This is a genomic window from Nonomuraea sp. GTA35, from assembly GCF_041950525.1.
GTDB lineage: Bacteria > Actinomycetota > Actinomycetes > Streptosporangiales > Streptosporangiaceae > Nonomuraea.
Genome location: NZ_JBGNUV010000006.1, coordinates 364,904 through 381,708 on the forward strand (window position 1 = coordinate 364,904; position 16,805 = coordinate 381,708).

Below are 16,805 nucleotides of genomic sequence, written 5' to 3' on the forward strand. Positions count from 1 at the left end.
CGTATCCAGAAGGGCAGGTGTTGGTACCACGGGCGTAGCGTGTCGGATATGTCATCCGAGAAGGTGCACCTGACCGGGGAGAAGGCGACGCTCCTGGCCACCCTGTACGGCAGAGCGCTCGACGCGACCTCCCCGCACCCGATACTCGGCGACCGGATGGCGGCGGAGGCGATCGAGCGGATCGACCACGACTTCCGCGAGACCGGGCTCGACGCCAGGATGGCCAGGGCCGTGGCACTGCGGGCACGCTTCATCGACAGGTGGGCGGGCGAGTTCCTCGGCGCCCGTCCCGGGGCGACCGTGTTGCACCTGGGCTGCGGGCTCGACACCCGGGTGTACCGGATGGACCCGCCGCCGTCCGTGCGCTGGTACGACGTGGACTATCCGGAGGTCGTCGAGCTGCGCCGGCGGCTGTTCCCCGAGCGGCCGGGCCACGACCTGATCGGCACCTCGGTCACCGACCTGGGCTGGCTGGAGCGGGTGCCCGCGGACGCTCCCGCGCTGGTCGTCGCGGAGGGCCTGCTCTACTACCTCGACCGGAGCGAAGGCCCCGCGCTGCTGCGGGCGATCGTGGACCGCTTCCCGGGCGGCGGGTTCGTCTTCGACGCCCTGAGCCCGCTCGGGCTGCGGCTGCAGCGGCTCAACAAACCCGTGCGGAAGGCCGGGGCCACGATGCACTGGGCGATCGACGGCCCCGCCGCGCTGCGGGCCATCCATCCGGGGCTGCGCTGCCTGGAGGTGGTGAGCGCGTTCGACATCGACGGCTTCGATCGCCTGTCGGCCGTGCACCGGACGGTGGCCTCGGTCATCAAGCTCGTGCCCGCGCTACGGCGGACAGCCGTCTTCTACCGGCTCGAATTCTGAGGGGCGCCGCCGTTGTCGCGGCGGTCCAGCGCGGTCTGCAGGGCCTCGGCGGCCTCGTCCTGCTGCTCTTCGGTGCGGTTCCAGGCGTACATGTCGTACATGTGACTCAGCTCATTTCGCGGACGCGTTCCAGTGGGAAGCCGGACTCCGGTCGCGAATCCGACCGGGCCTGATCTCGTGGTCCGGGTCACGGACCGGACGAATGGGACTTACTGGCCGACACAACGCCGCACTCCGCGGCGGGTCGTCGACCTGCCCTAACAGGCCCCGCCGCGGCAGGCAATGAGTACGAACACCTGGCGCATTAGCAGCCACAGTACCCGAGGATCTGCTCGGAAGTCCTAGTATCTTGCATGCTGAGACGCAAAGGGCCGCCACCCGGACGGGTGACGGCCCTGCGCGAGATCCGGGAGGTCAGTCCTCCAGGTCCACCGAGCGGCCGCTCTCGGCGCCGATCTCGGACCCGATCTGCTCGACGACCTCGGCGGGGATGGCGGAGTCGACGGTCAGCGCGATGAGCGCCTTGCCGCCCTTGACGTCACGGGCCACCTGCATCGAGGCGATGTTGATGCTGTGCTCGCCCAGGAGCCTGCCCACCACGCCGACGATGCCGGGGCGGTCGGTGTAGGTGTAGAAGCACAGGTGGGCCGTCGGCTCGATCTCCATCTCGTAGCCGTTGACCTCGACGATCTTGGTGATCTGCCGGGGGCCGGAGAGCGTGCCGGAGACCGACACGGTGCGGCCGTCGGCGAGCACGCCGCGCACGGTCACCACGTTGCGCCAGTCGGGGCTCTCGGAGCTGGTGACCAGCTCGACGGTGATGCCGCGGTCCTTGGCCAGCAGCGGCGCGTTGACGTAGGTGACCTGCTCCTCGACCACGTCGGCGAAGACGCCCTTGAGCGCGGCCAGCTCGATCACCCGCACGTCCTGGGCGGCGATCTCGCCGCGCACCTCGACGTCGAGCTTGGTGGCCACCTCGCCGGCCAGCGCGGTGAAGACGCGGCCGAGCTTCTCGGCCAGCGGCAGGCCCGGCTTGACGTCCTCGGCCACGGCGCCGCCCTGGACGTTGACCGCGTCCGGCACGAACTCGCCCGCCAGCGCCAGCTTCACGCTCCGCGCGACCTGGGTGCCGGCCTTCTCCTGGGCCTCGTGCGTGGAGGCGCCGAGGTGCGGCGTGACGACGACCTGGTCCAGCTCGAACAGCGGGCTGTCGGTGCACGGCTCCTTGGAGAAGACGTCCAGGCCGGCTCCCGCGACCCGGCCCTCCTTGATCGCCGAGTAGAGCGCGCTCTCGTCCACGATGCCGCCGCGGGCCACGTTGACGATGCGGACGCTCGGCTTGACCTGGTGCAGCTCCTTGTCACCGATGAGCCCGATCGTCTCCTTGGACTTGGGCAGGTGCACGGTGAGGAAGTCGGCCTGCTTGAGCACCTCTTCGAGGCTGAGCAGCTTGACGCCCATCTGCGCGGCGCGGGCCGGCGGCAGGTAGGGGTCGTAGGCGATCAGCTCGACGCCGAACGGCTGCAGGCGCTGCGCCACGAGCTGGCCGATCTTGCCCAGGCCGAGGATGCCGATGACCTTCTCGTCGAGCTCGACACCGGTGTACTTCGACCGCTTCCACTCGCCGTTCTTCAGCGCGGCGTGGGCCTGGGCCGTGTTGCGCGCGCTGGCCAGGATGAGGGCGATCGTCTGCTCGGCGGCGCTGGTGATGTTGGAGGTCGGGGCGTTCACGACCATGACACCGGCCTTGGTGGCCGCCTCGACGTCGACGTTGTCGAGCCCGACACCGGCGCGGGCGACCACGCGCAGCTTGGGGGCCGCGGCGATCGCCTCGGCGTCGACCTGGGTGGCGGAGCGCACGATGAGCGCGTCCACGTCGGCGAGAGCGGGCAGGAACTGGGAACGGTCGGCGCCGTCGGTGTGGCGGACCTCGAAATCAGCACCGAGTACGGCGAGGCCAGCCTCGGACAGCTCCTCTGCGACCAGAACGACGGGCTTGTTCACGTCTGTGCATCCTTAAGGCACGGCGGAGGGGGGTCACCGTCCACGGAACCCCCCAGCGGTCCCACAGAGTGTATCCGCAGCTTGTGAACGTATTCACGAGGGGCCAGCATGTGAGACGGAACCCGGCGTACCCAGCTCGCGGCAAACTCATCCACTCCGCTCACATCTTTGTCTTGATCGGGAGATTTATTCGCCATTAGCCTGATAAGCCGTGGCCGACTACCTATGGTTCGTCATATGAGCATCGGGAATCCTGCGCTTGCCGACGTGCTCGCACAGCATGGCACGCCCCATCGCCTGCTGGGCGCTCTTGCCGACGGTGGAGTCCTGGTGGCAGTGCGACCAGATCGTTCCGTCGTCCTGGGGACGACACAGGCCGGTGACCGGGTCCTGCTCGGATACACCAGCCCAGCGACCTATGCCAGACACCGCGGCAGCCATTCCCTGTCGGCCTGCGACGCCGACACCATCCTGGACATCCAGCGCGTCACCGGGGTGCGCGAGATCGTCATCGACGCGGCCGGACCAGCCGCCGCGGCCGTGCCCATCGACGATCTCCAGCACTTCATGACCACGACACGCACCGGGCCCACGCCTGTCCTGTCGGGGGCGGTTCCCGCCGCCTACGCCACGGGCGCGATGGCCACCGTGTCGAGGGGTGCCGCGCTGGCCCAGGTGGCCCCGCCGAGCCCGCACGCCCCCTCGCTGCCCTGGGTGCCCGCGCCCCGGCCGCACCTGTCGGGGCCGATGCAGCAGGTGGATCCGGGTTACCGCCGGTGCACGCACCCGATCCTGCCCGCGCTGCGGCAGGCGATCGCGTACCTGCTCATGGACTTCCCGCTCGTGCACCACGTCTGGATCTCCGAGGCCGGCACCGCGTCCGGGGCGACCGGGATCATGCTGCACGTGAAGGTGCACATGTCGGCCGCCGAGGACGTCGTGCGCGACCTGCACCGCCTGGTACGCGCCCGGCTGCCGCAGTTCGCCGCCTCCGGGGCGCCGATCCTGATGGCCAGGGTGGCCGACGCGCGCAGCGAGCGCCGCATGATCGAGATCGGCGCGCACGTCGTCTGCGCCAACGTCTCGGACTAGGCCCGTGGCGGAGGGCCCGGGAAAAACTGGGCCCTCCCAAACAATCCCTCGCTCGGTTCTAATGAGGGGATGATCACACCGGCGGTGGGCACGGCCAGCGTTCCGAAGGGCGTGCGCCTCGGCTACGGGGTGGGCTCGTTCTGCACGGCCACCTTCAACGGCGTGCCCGGGCTGCTGCTGCTGTTCTACATGACGAACTTCCTGGCCGTGCCCGCGTGGCTGGCCGGTGTCGTGGTCACCGCGCCGAAGGTCTGGGACCTGATCATCAACCCCCTGGTCGGGCGCTGGTCCGACCGGACGGTCTCGCGCTGGGGGCCGCGCCGGCCCTGGCTGCTGGCCGGGGCGTGCACGCTGCCGATCACGTTCTTCCTGGTGTTCGCGGGGCCGCCGCTGACCGGGGTGCCGGCGGCGCTGTACGTGGGGGCGTGCTTCCTGGCCGCGGCGACGGCGTACGCGCTGTTCGAGGTGCCGTACAAGGCGATGCCCGGCGAGATGACCAACGACTACCACGAGCGCACGTCGCTGCTGCAGTGGCGGATGGTGTTCATCGGCGCGGCCACCGCCATCAGCGGCATCCTCGCGCCGGTCCTGGCCACGAGCGAGGGCGGGGACGGCACGCTGGGCAGCTACCGGCTGATGGCGGTCACGATCGCGGGCATCCTGCTCCTCGCCATGCTCGGCTCGTTCTTCGGCACCGCCCGCGCCCCCATGACCGGCGCCCCGGAGCCGGACCGCGGCGGGTGGCGCGAGCAGTTCGCCGCGATCAGGGGCAACCCGGCGTTCCTGTGGCTGACGGTGCTGGCCTGCGTGCAGATGCTGGCCGTCAGCATGATGCTGGCCGCCGCGCCCTACTTCGCCACGTACACGCTGGGCTCGGCCGCGGCCACGCAGACGCTCTTCGCCGTGCTGGTCGGCCCGATCCTGCTCACGATGCCGCTGTGGGTGCGGGTGGCCAGGCGCCTCGACAAGCGCGGCGCGATGATCCTGGCGATCCTGCTGTTCGGCGGCGGCACGACGGCCGCCATGGCCACGCCGCTGTTCGGCCCGCTGTGGGCGCACCTGACGATCCTGCTGGTCGGCGTCGGGTACGCCGGGCTGCAGCTCATGCAGTTCTCCATGCTCGCGGACGTGATCGCGGCGGACGCGGTCACCACCGGCAAGCGGCGGGCCGGGGTGCTGACCGGCCTGTGGACGGCCATCGAGAGCGGGTTCAGCTCGTTCGGCGCGCTGATCTTCGGCATCATCCTGACGATCGGCGGCTTCATCGAGTCCGACCCCAGCACGCCCGTGCAGCAGCCGGACAGCGCGGTGACCGCGGTCCTGATCGGTCAGACCGCGATCCCCGCGCTGATCATCTTCGCTTCGGCGCTGATCACGCTGAAGTACCGGCTCACGCCACCCGCCGCGCCAGCTCCATCCTCGTCCGGGTGAACAGCCCGGAGAGCACGGCCGCCAGCAGGGGCAGGCCGAGCACCAGGACGGCCAGGAACCACCACGGCACGACGACCGGGTTGTCCTGGCCCCACATCGAGGCCATGGACGCCGACAGAGCGCTTCCGGTGACCGCGCCCGCCATCAGCCCGATGACGGCGCCCAGCCCCGCGATGTAGCCGGCCTGTGCCGCCACCACCATCCTGCGGGTCCCCGGCCGGGCGCCCACGGCCGACAGGGTGTCCAGATCCCGGCGCATGTCGGCCACGGCGAGCCCCGTCGCCGCGAACGTGCCGCCGAGCACCAGGACCACCGCCGCGCCCAGCGCCGCGGTCAGCAGGATCATGAGCTTCTGGCCGGTGTGGTCCTCGGCCAGCGCGGCGTAGGCGCCGGCCGCCACCGACTGCAGGTCACCGCCGAAGCGCTGCACGTCCTGCCGATCGCGGAAATGCCCGCCGCTCGAGGCCGGCGAAACGTAGATCCGCCGCTCGGCCGTCCCGTAACCGGCCGCCGCCAGCACCGAGGCGGGGACCACGGCGCCGCCCTGGTCCGGCTGTGCCCCCTGCGCCACCACGGCCGGCACCCGGATCGCCTCCCTGCCGATCTGGCCGTTCCTGTACAGCAAGGTCATGCTGACGGCGCCGTCGCTGACCAACCGGGCGTCGAACACCACGATCTTGCCGGCCGCGAGAGCAGCCGCCGCCTGCGGATCCCTCCGGCCCTGGAGCAGGGCGAGCAGCCGGGCATCCCCGACCGGCACGTCGAAATAGGTCATGCCGTACTGCGTGCAGTCGCCGGTGCATTCCCGGGACTCGAACTGGAGCATGGTCGCCATGCTCCGCCCGTCACCGTCCTGGGCCTCCAGCGCCGGCACGAGACTCGCTCCCGGCAGCCTCTCCTGGGTGACGGTGCGGACCCGGGCCCAGGTCGCCTCGTCCACGTCACCGGCGACGCTCACGGTCAAGGTGCCCTCCGGGGCCTCGATCCGGTTCATCCGCTGTTCGGCGGTGTAGGTGCTGGTGTAGGCCAGGCCGACGGTGACCGCGCCCATCGTGGCGGCCATGACGGCGGCCACCGCCGAGACCGTGCGGGCCCGGTGCCGGGTGGCGTCCCGGACCGACAGGCGCGCCGGCAGCGGCAGGCGCGCGGCCGGCGGCCCGGTGCGGCGGACCAGCCAGGGCATCAGCACGATCAGCCCGAACAGGACCACGGTGGACGCCGTCACCACGGCCAGCTCGCTCCCGGACGAGAGGAAGATCGTCGCGCCCAGCCCGAGCGCGAGCAGCACGAGGCCGGCCAGCGGACGGCTCGCTCGATCGCGCACCTCGTCCGGGCGGCCCGCGAGAACCCGCGCCGGGCTCTGCCGCGCGGCCTGGATCGCCGGCGCCACGGCCGCGACCAGCGCGCTGGCCAGGCCGAGCGCGGCGACAGCGAGCACCGGCGCCCACGGCACGTCCACCGGGCCGCTGCGCCAGTCCAGCAGCCTGGCCGCGATCGGCTCCGCGACCGCACCCACGCCGATGCCCAGCGCGACGCCGAGCAGGGCCGCCGCGCCACCCAGCACGAGGCCGTCGGCCAGCACGATCACGCGCAGGTGACCGGGAGAACCGCCCTGCGCGGCGACGGCGGCCAGCTCCCGCCTGCGCCGCCGCAGCCCGACGGCGAACGCGGGACCCGCCAGCAGGACCGTCTCGGTGACGACGAGGAGCGCGGCGACGGCCAGCCAGAGCCAATCGTCACGCTGGGTGTGGACGTACTCGTGCACCTCCACGCGCGGGCTCTCGATCACCCCGCGGGAGGCCACCCGGAGCCCGGCGCGGTTCAGCTCGGTCACCTTCTCCCAGGTGACCGGAGCCGGGGTGTCGATCAGCCAGCCGTTGCCCTGCGGATCGACCTTGTCCGCCAGCACCGAGCCGTACAGGCCGACCACCTCCAGGACGCCAGGCCGGGTCGGGTCCTCGACGACGCCGACCACGCGCTTCGGCTCGGCGCGCCGGGTGACCTGGAGCGTGCCGCCGACGGTCACACCGTGGTCGAGCAGCGCGGGCGTCACCGCGATCTCCTGCGGCGAAGCCGGCAGCCTGCCCTCGGCCAGCGTCCTCAAGCCCGTGCCGAGCCGGTCGCGCAGGTCGATCTCCAGCAGGTCCACCCTGTCGAAGCCGCCCTGGAGCCGGGCGTCGGTGGAGTAGTCGTAGAACGGGAGCGCCCTGCCGCCGGTCAGCCGGGCCACCTCGGCGGTCGTCCAGCGAGCCGGCGGGCCGGTCTTGTCCGGGTTCTGGTTGCCGAAGCGGCCGGCGGGATCCTGCTCGATGGGGAGCGTGGTCATGTGTGCCATGACCGCCGCGTCGGCCACCGAGCCCAGCCGGGAGGGCAGTTCCTCGCGCACCGTCAGGTCCGTGGTCTCCGACAACGTCAGCAGCGCCGTGATGGCCAGCACCGGCAGGCCGATCATGATCATGACGAGGGCGGTGCGGCCCCTGGCGCGCAGGGCGTCCCTGCGGGAGATGCGCAGCGCGGCGCGCAGGGCGCTCATCGGGAGCTCTCCAGCCGCACGGCGCTCGGCTCGGCGACGAGCCCGTCGCGCAGGTGGATCACCCGGTCGGCCCAGGCGGCGTAGCGCGGCTCGTGGGTGACGAGCAGCACGGCCGCGCCGGCGTCGCAGCGGGCGCGCAGCAGCTCCAGGATCTCGTCGCCGGTGGCGGTGTCGAGCGCGCCGGTCGGCTCGTCGGCCAGCAGCAGCCGCCGCTCGCCGACCAGCGCCCTGGCGATGGCCACGCGCTGGCGCTGGCCGCCGGACAGCTCCTCGGGGAAGCGGTCGGCGATCTCCTCGACGCCCACCTCCGCCAGCACGGCCAGCGCCTCGGCGCGGGCCTGCCCGGCGCGCACGCCGTCGAGCTCCCTGGGCAGCATCACGTTCTCGGCGGCGGTCAGGGACGGGATCAGGTTCAGATCCTGGAAGACGTACCCGACGCGGCCCCGCCTGAGCGCGGCCAGGTCCTTGACCCGGGAGAGGTCCTCGCCCTCGATCGTCACCGTCCCGGAGGTGGGCAGGTCGAGGCCGCCGGCCAGGTTGAGCAGCGTGGACTTGCCCGACCCCGACGGCCCCATGACCGCGACCAGCTCGCCCGCCGAGACCTCCAGGCTCACCCCCCTCAGCGCGTGCACCTGCCCGTGCTCGCGGGTGACGTCCCGCAGCTCCACCACACTCATCGGTTCTTCTCCTTGGAAACGGCCTCGCAGTGGTCCAGCCAGCGCTGCTCCGCCTCGGCCTTGAAGATCAACGAATCCAGGACCAGCCGCTGCGCGAGGCCGCCGGTGGCGGCCCGTTTGGCCCTCGTGAGCTCCTGCAGGGCGCGCATGGTGGCGGCGCGCTGCGTGTGGATGACCTCGGCGACGTCCACGCCGCCCGCCACGGCCATCGCGATCTTGATCGCGAGCTCGTCCCGGGGCCGGTCGGTCTGGGCGACGGGGGTGCTGAACCATCGCCCCAGCTCCTCCCGACCGGCCTCGGTGATCGTGTAGACCGCGCGGCCCTGCTCGTCGGCGCCGCCGGGCGCGACGAGCCCGTCGCGTTCCAGGCGGGAGAGCGTCGTGTAGACCTGGCCGATGTTCAGCGGCCAGGTCGCCCCCGTGGACGCCTCGAACTCCACCCGCAGCTGATAGCCGTACCGCGGTCCGCTACTCAGCAAGGCCAGCAGCCCGTGCCTGATCGACATGGATACTGAGTATGCATACTCAGTATGTCTAGGGCAACCTGATCCGCGTATTCTGGACACAAGCCGAGGTTGAGGCCGATACTCGCTCTATGAGCTCCACGCATCCGCCCTTTCGCGCCTCAGATGGGGAACGTGACCGTGCGATCGACGAGCTCAGGGAACGCGCCGTGGAGGGCCGCATCTCGCACGACACCTTCGTGGGCCGGGTTGACCAGGTGTTGCGGGCGCGCAACAGGTACGAGCTCGACGAGGTGGTCGCGGACCTGCCGCGGCGGCCCACGTTCCGGCAGCGGCTGACCGACGCCGTCTCCTCGGTCTCGGAGTTCACCACCAAGCTGCAGTCCGCCTGGCGGCGGCCCCGGCTGCCCCGGCTCGCGCTGCCCGACGACGAGCGCCTGCGTTACGTGGTGGGCCGCGGGTCGGCCTGCGACCTCGTGCTGTCGGACCTGACGGTCTCCCGCGTCCACGCCGAGCTGCGCCGCGAGGGCGACGGCGGCTGGATGCTGGTCGATCTCGGCTCGCTGAACGGCACCCGGCTCAACGGGTGGCGGCTGGTGGGCCCCGCCCGGGTGAAGTCGGGCGACGAGGTCTCGTTCGGCGACTGCGGGTTCATGGTGACGTCGGAGCAGCCGGCCTAACGGGCCCCAACAAATACGGAATTTTGCGGATTACAGGCTGACTGCGCTGATCCATGCTCTCATGCGATCCCCCAGTCGACTTGGAGACCCCATGCGGCGCACCTCAGCCTCCCTCGTCGCGGGCGCGCTCGTCGCGGCCCTCGCGTGGGCGTCCGGACCCTCCTCTCCCGCCGTCGCGCTCGACCCCTCCGTGGGCGTGGCGGACCTGGCGCAGGACATCAACCAGATCCTCAGCGACTCGCGGCTCACGATCGCCAGGGCGGGCGTCGTGGTCAAGAGCGCCCAGACCGGCGAGGAACTGTACGCCACCGACGCCGGCAAGCTCCTCATCCCGGCCTCCAACACCAAGCTGTTCACCTCGGCCGCCGCGGCGGAGACGCTCGGCCTCGACTACCGCTTCCCCACCACAGTGCTGAGCACCGGCCGCAAGGCCGGCTCCCTGCTGACCGGCGACCTGGTGCTGCGCGGCACCGGCGACCCGACCATGCTCGCCGAGGACTACGACGCGCTGGCGGCCGAGGTCGCCGGGGCGGGCGTCAAGGTCGTCACCGGCAAGCTGGTGGCCGACGACACCTGGTTCGACTCCCAGCGGCTCGGCAACGACTGGGCCTGGGACGACGAGACCGCGTACTACGCGGCGCCGATCTCGGCGCTGACGGCCTCGCCCGACAGGGACTACGACGCCGGCTCGGTGATCGTGTCCGTGGCGGCCGACGGGGACAGGGTCAAGGTCTCCACCACGCCCGAGACCGACTACCTGAAGATCGTCAACAAGGCCACGGTGGGCGCCGAGACGGACGTGCTCATCGAGCGCCAGCACGGCACGCGCACGGTGGTGATCACCGGCACGGTCGCGGACCCGTACCAGGAGTGGGTGGCGGTGGACGACCCCACCGCGTACGTCTCCTCGCTGTTCCGCAAGTCGCTGGCCAGGCACGGCGTCAAGGTGCTCGGGCCGACCACCGCCGGTGCCGCGCCCTCGGGGGCCAAGGAGCTGGCCCGGCACGAGTCGATGACGCTGGGCGAGCTGCTCGTGCCGTTCATGAAGCTGAGCAACAACATCCACGCCGAGATCCTCACCAAGGCCATGGGCCGCAAGGTGGCGAACCAGGGCACGTGGCCGGCCGGGCTCAAGGTCAGCACCGACTTCGCCAAGGCGAACGGCGTACAGGTGATCAACATGCGGGACGGCTCCGGCCTGTCGCGCCGCGACGGCTTCTCGCCGGGCTCGATCGTGCAGCTCCTGTCGGCCGTTCGCGGCAAGCCGTGGTTCTCCACCTGGTACGAGTCCCTGCCCATCGCGGGCAACCCGGACCGGTTCACCGGCGGCACCCTGCGCAGCCGGATGCGCGGCACGCCCGCCGAGAACAACGTGCACGCCAAGACCGGCTCGCTCACCGGTGTCACCTCGCTGTCCGGCTACGTCACGAGCGCCGACGGCGAGCCGCTGATCTTCTCGATCATGCTCAACCAGTACCTGTCGGGCTCGCCGAAGGACATCGAGGACAAGATCGCCGTACGGCTCGCGCAGTTCTCGCGGTCGGCGGCCGCGGGGGACGCCGCCGGGCTCCGCGCCGCGACCGGGGGCGCGACGGGCGACCTGGAGTGCTCGTGGCTCAAGCCCGCGCAATGCTAGCCACGCGCTGACGGAAAGATTTTCGCGGCCCCCTGACGCCCAGGGGGCCGCTGTGGTTTACCGAGATCAGAGCGGGTGATATTACGATTCAGCCACTTGGAGCTCCAAGTTAGGTCGCTAATTTCCGTACATAGCCGACTTGGGGGGACCAGAATGCGGGTTCGACGCACAGTCGAATCCCTCATCGGAGGACGGTATGCGTAGAGAGCTCCAGGCGGTGGCCTGTGTCGGATGTCTGACGGCACTGAGCCTCCCCGCGCCCGCCGCCTCCGCCCAGCAGGCCGTCCCCCAGCAGGCCGCCGCTCAGCAGGCCGCCGCCCGGCAGGCGTGCCGCGTGCTCGCGCTCAAGCCGTCCGTCGTCCGGGGCACGGTGCGCGCGACGGCCGTCCGGTCCGGCTGCGCCGACCAGGCCCGGCTGAGGGTCCGCGTCAAGGTCGCCGGGTCCGGCCCCGACCGGGTCGTCAAGAGCGGCTCCCAGATCGTCGGCAACGGCCGGATCACCGCCAGGGCGAGCTGCGCCGGCACCCCGCGCCGCTACTACACGATCGCGCTCGACTCGCAGGGGCGCACCAGCCAGTCGCGCTCGGTGAAGCTGTCGTGCGGGCGCCCGGCGGCCGGCGGGAGCTTCGCCTCCTCCGCCGAGACGGCGGTCGTCGCCCTCACCAACCGCGCCAGGGCGGAGAACGGCTGCCGTCCTCTCGCCCACGACGCCAAGCTGCACCTCGCCGCCGAGCGCCATTCGGCGGACATGGCGCGCCACGGCTACTTCTCGCACACCTCGCGCGACGGCCGGGCGTTCGGCCAGCGGATCAGGGCCACCGGCTTCGCCTTCCGCCGGGCCGGCGAGAACATCGCCAAGGGCCAGCCCACCGCCGCCGCCGTGGTCAAGGCCTGGCTCGACAGCCCCGGGCACCGGGCCAACATGCTGAACTGCTCGTTCACCCATATCGGCGTCGGGCACCACGCCAAGGGCCCCACCTGGACGCAGGACTTCGCCTCCCGCTAGAGCACCACTCCCCCGACCAAGGGAGCGTCGGGCTTTCACCGGCCCCACCCCGAGCCGGTTCCCACCGCACGCCCATGCGCTCCCCTCCGGGCGGACCCGGCCGCGCCTCCCCCCGCACACAGGACCGCGGCCGGGTCCGCACTAACCGAGTGCGGACCGCAGCTTGTCGTAGCCGGGCGCGAGCCGCCGCAGCCCCGCCGCCACGGCCTCGTCGTCACCCGTGACCAGCGGATGTTGCAGGGCACCGAGCACGCGCGCCTGCTCCCGGGCGACCGCGGCGGGCTCCGCCAGCCCCAGTCCGGCCAGGCAGGTCGCGGCATCGGCGAGCCGCCGCACCCCCACCCGCACCCCGAAGTGCACCAGCATCCCGCGCGCCTGCCCCGCCAGCCCGCCCTCCACCTGCTCGGCCAGCCGCAGCGCCGCCGCGGCACCGCCCAGCGTGCCGGGCGGCACCGGCAGGTCGTCCCGCCCCTCCAGCCAGCGCACGGCGGCGGGCAGGCAATCGCGCAACGCCCGCTCCACGGACGTGTCGCGCACCCGTACGAAGCCGGTGCGCATGACGTACGACGTGTCGAGATACTCCACCGACTCCGCCCGCCAGGCCGCCAGGAAGTCGGTGGCCGGCAGCGTGGCGAAGGGATGCCCGTGCGGGTCGTGCAGCACGACGGTGTCGCCCTCCACGGCGAGCACCACCACGTAGTGGTCGCCGCCCCCGCCCGGCGTGTACGACAGCAGCGCCATGTCCACGGGCCCCACCAGGGCCGGGCCGGCGGCCCGCAGGCGCTCCAGCGCCTCCTCCGCCGTGCCCCCGTGGCTGCGCTCGCAGCTCCAGCCGAGCAGCGCGACGGCGGCGTCGAGCCCGAGCTCGGGGTCCCAGCCGTAGGGGTCGAAGAACGGCTGGGAGCCGCCGACGAGCTGCATCCCGAACGGCGAGCCCGTCAGCGTCTCGATCACCCCCGCCCCGGGCGAGGCGGGGCCGAGCATCATGGCCAGCGAATTGGCGTAACAGTAAGGTCCTGAACCGGTGTAGGTCAGCATGGCGGCCAGTGAAGCGCCTGACACCGTGTCAGGCGCAAGCCACTGGGTGACTCACTGGGGCCGCCGGTCCGAGAAGCGGGCCAGGACGAGCGACTCGACCACGCCGACGACCGCGTACGCCAGGATCGACACCCCCGTGACGACCACGATGTCCGCCCACACCTCGTCGTAGCGGAACCCGCCGATCGACCGCAGGATCTCGGCGCCGATGCCCTCGCCGGTGGCCAGCCACTCGGCGATCAGCGCCCCGATGATGGAGGCCGGCACGGAGATCCTCGCCGAGGCGAACACCGAGGGCATCGCCGTCGGCACCGCCACCTTGCGCAGGACGGTGAGGCGGGTGCCGCCGTACGCCATGATCAGGTCGGTGGCCTGCGGCGAGGCCGAGCGCAGGCCGAAGGCGATGTTCACCAGCGCCGGGAAGAACACCACGATGCCGCCGATCACGGCCACGCCGACCAGGTCGCGGCCGAAGACCAGCGTGATCAGCGGGGTCATCACCACGAGGGGCACCGAGCGCAGCAGCATGGCGACCGGCATGAACGTCTGCTCGACGGCCCGCACCAGCACGAACGCGACGGCGACGGCGATCGCGGCCACCATGCCCGCGACGAAGCCGATGGCCGCGTCCCTGATCGTGATGCCCAGCGCGCCGAACACGGCCTCGCGGTGAGCCTGCGACGCGGCCAGGTACTCCCAGACCTGCGGCGGGCGCTTGCCGACGAGCGGGCTGATCCCGAACGCCTCCAGCGCCAGCCACCACGCGGCCACGACGATGACGACGGAGGGCACCAGCGGCCCCACGATCCGCAGCACGGTACGGCCGATCACTGGGCTTCCCCTCTCGACCAGGGCGTCACCACGCGGGCGACGAGCGCCACGATCGCGTACCCGAGACCGGCGATGAGGCCGGACACCAGCGCCAGCCCCCAGGTTCGCGGCACCTGGAACTGCTGCTGCGAGATCATCAGGGACACGCCGAGCCCCTGGTCGTTGCTGCCGAGGTACTCGCCGATGATGGCGCCGAGCAGCGCCGACGGGGCCGAGATCTTCAGGCCGGCGAACGTGCTGGGCAGGGCGGAGACGACCTGCACGTAGCGGAGCCTGGCCAGGCGGCCGCCGCCGTAGACGGTGACGAGGTCGAGGCTGGTCCGGTCGGCGGAGCGCAGCCCGAGCAGGGCGCCGATGAGCGTGGTGAAGAAGACCGAGATGGCCGCCAGGAACACCACGGTCGCCTCGCCGCCGAAGACGACCAGCACGATCGGCCCGATGGCCAGCAGCGGGATGCAGTAGCTGATCACCGCGAGCTGCGTGGCGACGGCTTCGAGCCGGGGCACGAGCAGCACCAGCAGCGCCACGCCGATGGCCAGCCCGTTGCCCCACAGGAAACCCTGGACGGCGGCGGACAGCGTGGCGGTGGCGTTGGGGCCGTAGAAGGCCCAGCCGTCGGCGCCCATCGATCGCAGCACCGCGACCGGGGTGGGCACCGCGCCGCCGTCGGCGAACACGGTCGCGGCCAGCAGCCACCAGATCGCCACGAGCGCGACGACGCCGGCCAGCCCCTGCACTCGCCTCATGAGCCGTGCCCGAACAGCAGGTCGCTGAGGTGGTCGTGGAAGGCGTGGAACTCGGGGGTACGCATCATCTCCGGCGTACGCGGGCGGGGCAGGTCGATCTCCACCAGCTCCACCACCCGCCCGGGGCGCGGGCTCATCACGGCCACCAGGTCCGACAGGAAGATCGCCTCGCCGATGCCGTGGGTGACCATGAGGGTGGTGGCGGGCTTCTCCGTCCAGATGCGCAGCAGCTCCAGGTTGAGCCGCTGGCGCGTCATGTCGTCCAGGGCGCCGAACGGCTCGTCGAGCAGCAGCACGCTGGGCTTGACCACCAGGGCGCGGGCGATCGAGACGCGCTGGCGCATGCCGCCGGACAGCTCGGCCGGGCGGGCCTTCTCGAAGCCCTCCAGGCCGACCAGCTTGATCAGGTCCTCGATCACGCCGGGCTCCGGCTTGATGCCGGCCACCTCAAGCGGCAGCCGGATGTTGGCCGCGACGCTGCGCCAGGCGAGCAGCGCCGAGTCCTGGAAGGCGATGCCGAGGTGGTGGCTCCTGCGCAGCTCCTGCGGCGTCTCGCCGTTGACCAGGATCTCGCCCGTCGTGGGCTCCTCCAGGCCGGCCAGGATGCGCAGCACCGTGGACTTGCCGCAGCCGGACGGGCCGAGCAGCGACAGGAACGAGCCCTTCGGCGTCCGCAGGTCCACGTTCTCGACCGCGGTCAGGCCCTTGCCGAACGTCTTGCTCAGGCCGGAGATGCCGATGCCGCTCATGAGAGCTTCAGGCTCGGGTCGGCCTGGTAGATCTCGTTCAGGATCGACAGGTCGAAGAGCTGCTCGGCCTTGATGTTCAGGCCGGCCTTGGACAGCGAGGAGATGTTCTGCTCGATCAGCTCGGGCGTCATCGTGAACAGGCCGTTGGCCTTGGCGTCGTCGGTGACGACGAGCTCGTTCTGCATCTTGGCCTCCTCGGTCTGCTCCTTGACGTCGAGGTTCTGGTCCTTGCCGTAGACGGTGGCGGCCAGCTCGGCAGCCTTGGCCGGGTCGGCGACGGCGTCCTTCCACCCCTTGATCTCGGCGGTCAGGAACGCCTTGAGCTTGTCGCGCTCGTTGTCGATGGTCTCCTGCGTGACCGTGAACGTCTCGGCGACCAGCGGCAGGCCGGCGTCGGCGAGCAGCAGGTACGCCGGGTCGTGCCCCTTCATGCGCAGGTTGACCGGGCCGCTGGTGACGAAGCCCACGTACCCGTCGAGCTGGCCGGAGGTGAGCATCGACGGATCCGACTGGAACGGCACCCTGGTCACCTTGGCGGCGTCGATGCCGTTGGCCTTGAGCAGCGCGTTCCAGACCAGCTCGTTGGAGTCCTGGACGCCGATCCTCTTGCCGACCAGGTCCTCGGCCTTCTCGATCGGGTTCTTGCTCAGGGAGATGACGGCGAACGGGTTCTTCTGGAACGTGGCGCCGACGATCTTCAGCGGCGCGCCCTGGAGCACGGCGGGCGCGGTGATGGTCGGCGCCGACAGGCCCGCCCAGCAGCGCCCGGTGGCCAGGCCCGACTCGACCGAGGTGCCGGAGCCGCCGCCGGACAGCAGCTCGACCTGCGAGAACCCGGCGGCCTTGAAGTAGCCGTTGGTGTCGGCGAAGTACTCGCCGGCGAACTCGACGTTCTTCTTCCAGGAGAGCTGCAGCTTGACCGACCCGAACCCGCCGCCGCTGCCACCGCCGGAAGTCGTCGTGCCGCCGTCGCCACAGGCGGCCAGACCGAGCGCCAGACCGGCCAGACCGGTCGTCCGCAGGAACGCGCGACGGTCGAGGGTAGCCATTAATT

15 protein-coding genes are annotated in these 16,805 nt (G+C 71.5%); 6 read left to right on the forward strand and 9 right to left on the reverse strand.

What is annotated here, in order from left to right; genetic code table 11:
• Positions 1-48 precede the first annotated feature (48 nt).
• Positions 49-864, forward strand: a complete 816-nt coding sequence (locus ACBJ32_RS28310; protein ID WP_375129260.1) for a class I SAM-dependent methyltransferase — start codon at positions 49-51, stop codon at positions 862-864.
• Between the two features lie 414 nt (positions 865-1,278).
• Here ACBJ32_RS28310 and serA read toward each other — a convergent pair whose 3' ends face one another.
• Positions 1,279-2,868: a phosphoglycerate dehydrogenase gene (gene serA, locus ACBJ32_RS28315; RefSeq protein WP_375129261.1), complete on the reverse strand. Its 1,590-nt coding sequence runs from the start codon at positions 2,866-2,868 to the stop codon at positions 1,279-1,281.
• Positions 2,869-3,198: 330 nt separating this feature from the next.
• Between serA and ACBJ32_RS28320 the strand changes: the two genes are divergently transcribed.
• Entirely contained in the window at positions 3,199-3,960 is a 762-nt protein-coding gene (locus ACBJ32_RS28320) for a hypothetical protein (protein ID WP_357872235.1), read from the forward strand.
• A 69-nt stretch (positions 3,961-4,029) separates the two neighbouring features.
• Positions 4,030-5,391 (forward strand): MFS transporter, encoded by a 1,362-nt coding sequence (locus tag ACBJ32_RS28325; RefSeq protein WP_375129262.1) that lies wholly within the window; start codon positions 4,030-4,032, stop codon positions 5,389-5,391.
• On the opposite strand, the gene ACBJ32_RS28330 is transcribed toward ACBJ32_RS28325, so the two are convergent.
• Genes ACBJ32_RS28330 through ACBJ32_RS28340 form a run of 3 tightly spaced genes read right to left on the reverse strand, consistent with a single transcriptional unit; the run spans position 5,351 to position 9,107 of the window.
• On the reverse strand, positions 5,351-7,924 hold the full coding sequence (locus ACBJ32_RS28330; protein ID WP_375129263.1) for an FtsX-like permease family protein: 2,574 nt from the start codon (positions 7,922-7,924) through the stop codon (positions 5,351-5,353). The two genes, ACBJ32_RS28325 and ACBJ32_RS28330, sit on opposite strands and share 41 nt — an antisense overlap.
• Positions 7,921-8,601, reverse strand: coding sequence for an ABC transporter ATP-binding protein (locus ACBJ32_RS28335; protein ID WP_375129264.1), 681 nt, complete (start codon positions 8,599-8,601; stop codon positions 7,921-7,923). The genes ACBJ32_RS28330 and ACBJ32_RS28335 overlap by 4 nt, the downstream gene beginning before the upstream one ends.
• The gene (locus ACBJ32_RS28340; protein WP_375129265.1) at positions 8,598-9,107 is read right to left on the reverse strand and encodes a PadR family transcriptional regulator; all 510 of its coding nucleotides are present in this window, start codon (positions 9,105-9,107) and stop codon (positions 8,598-8,600) included. The genes ACBJ32_RS28335 and ACBJ32_RS28340 overlap by 4 nt, the downstream gene beginning before the upstream one ends.
• 89 nt (positions 9,108-9,196) lie before the next feature.
• Between ACBJ32_RS28340 and ACBJ32_RS28345 the strand changes: the two genes are divergently transcribed.
• From ACBJ32_RS28345 to ACBJ32_RS28355, 3 genes are all read left to right on the forward strand, one after another.
• Positions 9,197-9,745, forward strand: a complete 549-nt coding sequence (locus tag ACBJ32_RS28345) for an FHA domain-containing protein (RefSeq protein WP_375129266.1) — start codon at positions 9,197-9,199, stop codon at positions 9,743-9,745.
• Positions 9,746-9,836: 91 nt separating this feature from the next.
• Entirely contained in the window at positions 9,837-11,381 is a 1,545-nt protein-coding gene (gene dacB, locus ACBJ32_RS28350) for a D-alanyl-D-alanine carboxypeptidase/D-alanyl-D-alanine-endopeptidase (protein WP_375129267.1), read from the forward strand.
• A 196-nt stretch (positions 11,382-11,577) separates the two neighbouring features.
• Entirely contained in the window at positions 11,578-12,387 is an 810-nt protein-coding gene (locus tag ACBJ32_RS28355; RefSeq protein WP_375129268.1) for a CAP domain-containing protein, read from the forward strand.
• A 141-nt stretch (positions 12,388-12,528) separates the two neighbouring features.
• Here the strand turns inward: ACBJ32_RS28355 and ACBJ32_RS28360 are convergent, their stop codons facing one another.
• The 5 genes from ACBJ32_RS28360 to ACBJ32_RS28380 are packed head-to-tail and all read right to left on the reverse strand — an operon-like array spanning position 12,529 to position 16,800.
• On the reverse strand, positions 12,529-13,425 hold the full coding sequence (locus tag ACBJ32_RS28360; protein ID WP_375129269.1) for a hypothetical protein: 897 nt from the start codon (positions 13,423-13,425) through the stop codon (positions 12,529-12,531).
• A gap of 51 nt (positions 13,426-13,476) precedes the next feature.
• On the reverse strand, positions 13,477-14,256 hold the full coding sequence (locus tag ACBJ32_RS28365) for an ABC transporter permease (protein ID WP_375129270.1): 780 nt from the start codon (positions 14,254-14,256) through the stop codon (positions 13,477-13,479).
• Positions 14,253-15,002, reverse strand: a complete 750-nt coding sequence (locus ACBJ32_RS28370; RefSeq protein WP_375129271.1) for an ABC transporter permease — start codon at positions 15,000-15,002, stop codon at positions 14,253-14,255. The genes ACBJ32_RS28365 and ACBJ32_RS28370 overlap by 4 nt, the downstream gene beginning before the upstream one ends.
• The gene (locus ACBJ32_RS28375) at positions 14,999-15,751 is read right to left on the reverse strand and encodes an ABC transporter ATP-binding protein (protein ID WP_357872206.1); all 753 of its coding nucleotides are present in this window, start codon (positions 15,749-15,751) and stop codon (positions 14,999-15,001) included. The genes ACBJ32_RS28370 and ACBJ32_RS28375 overlap by 4 nt, the downstream gene beginning before the upstream one ends.
• A complete protein-coding gene (locus ACBJ32_RS28380; RefSeq protein ID WP_357872204.1) occupies positions 15,748-16,800 on the reverse strand; it encodes an ABC transporter substrate-binding protein in 1,053 nt (350 codons plus the stop codon). Before ACBJ32_RS28380 ends, ACBJ32_RS28375 begins: the two co-directional genes overlap by 4 nt.
• Between the last annotated feature and the right edge of the window lie 5 nt (positions 16,801-16,805).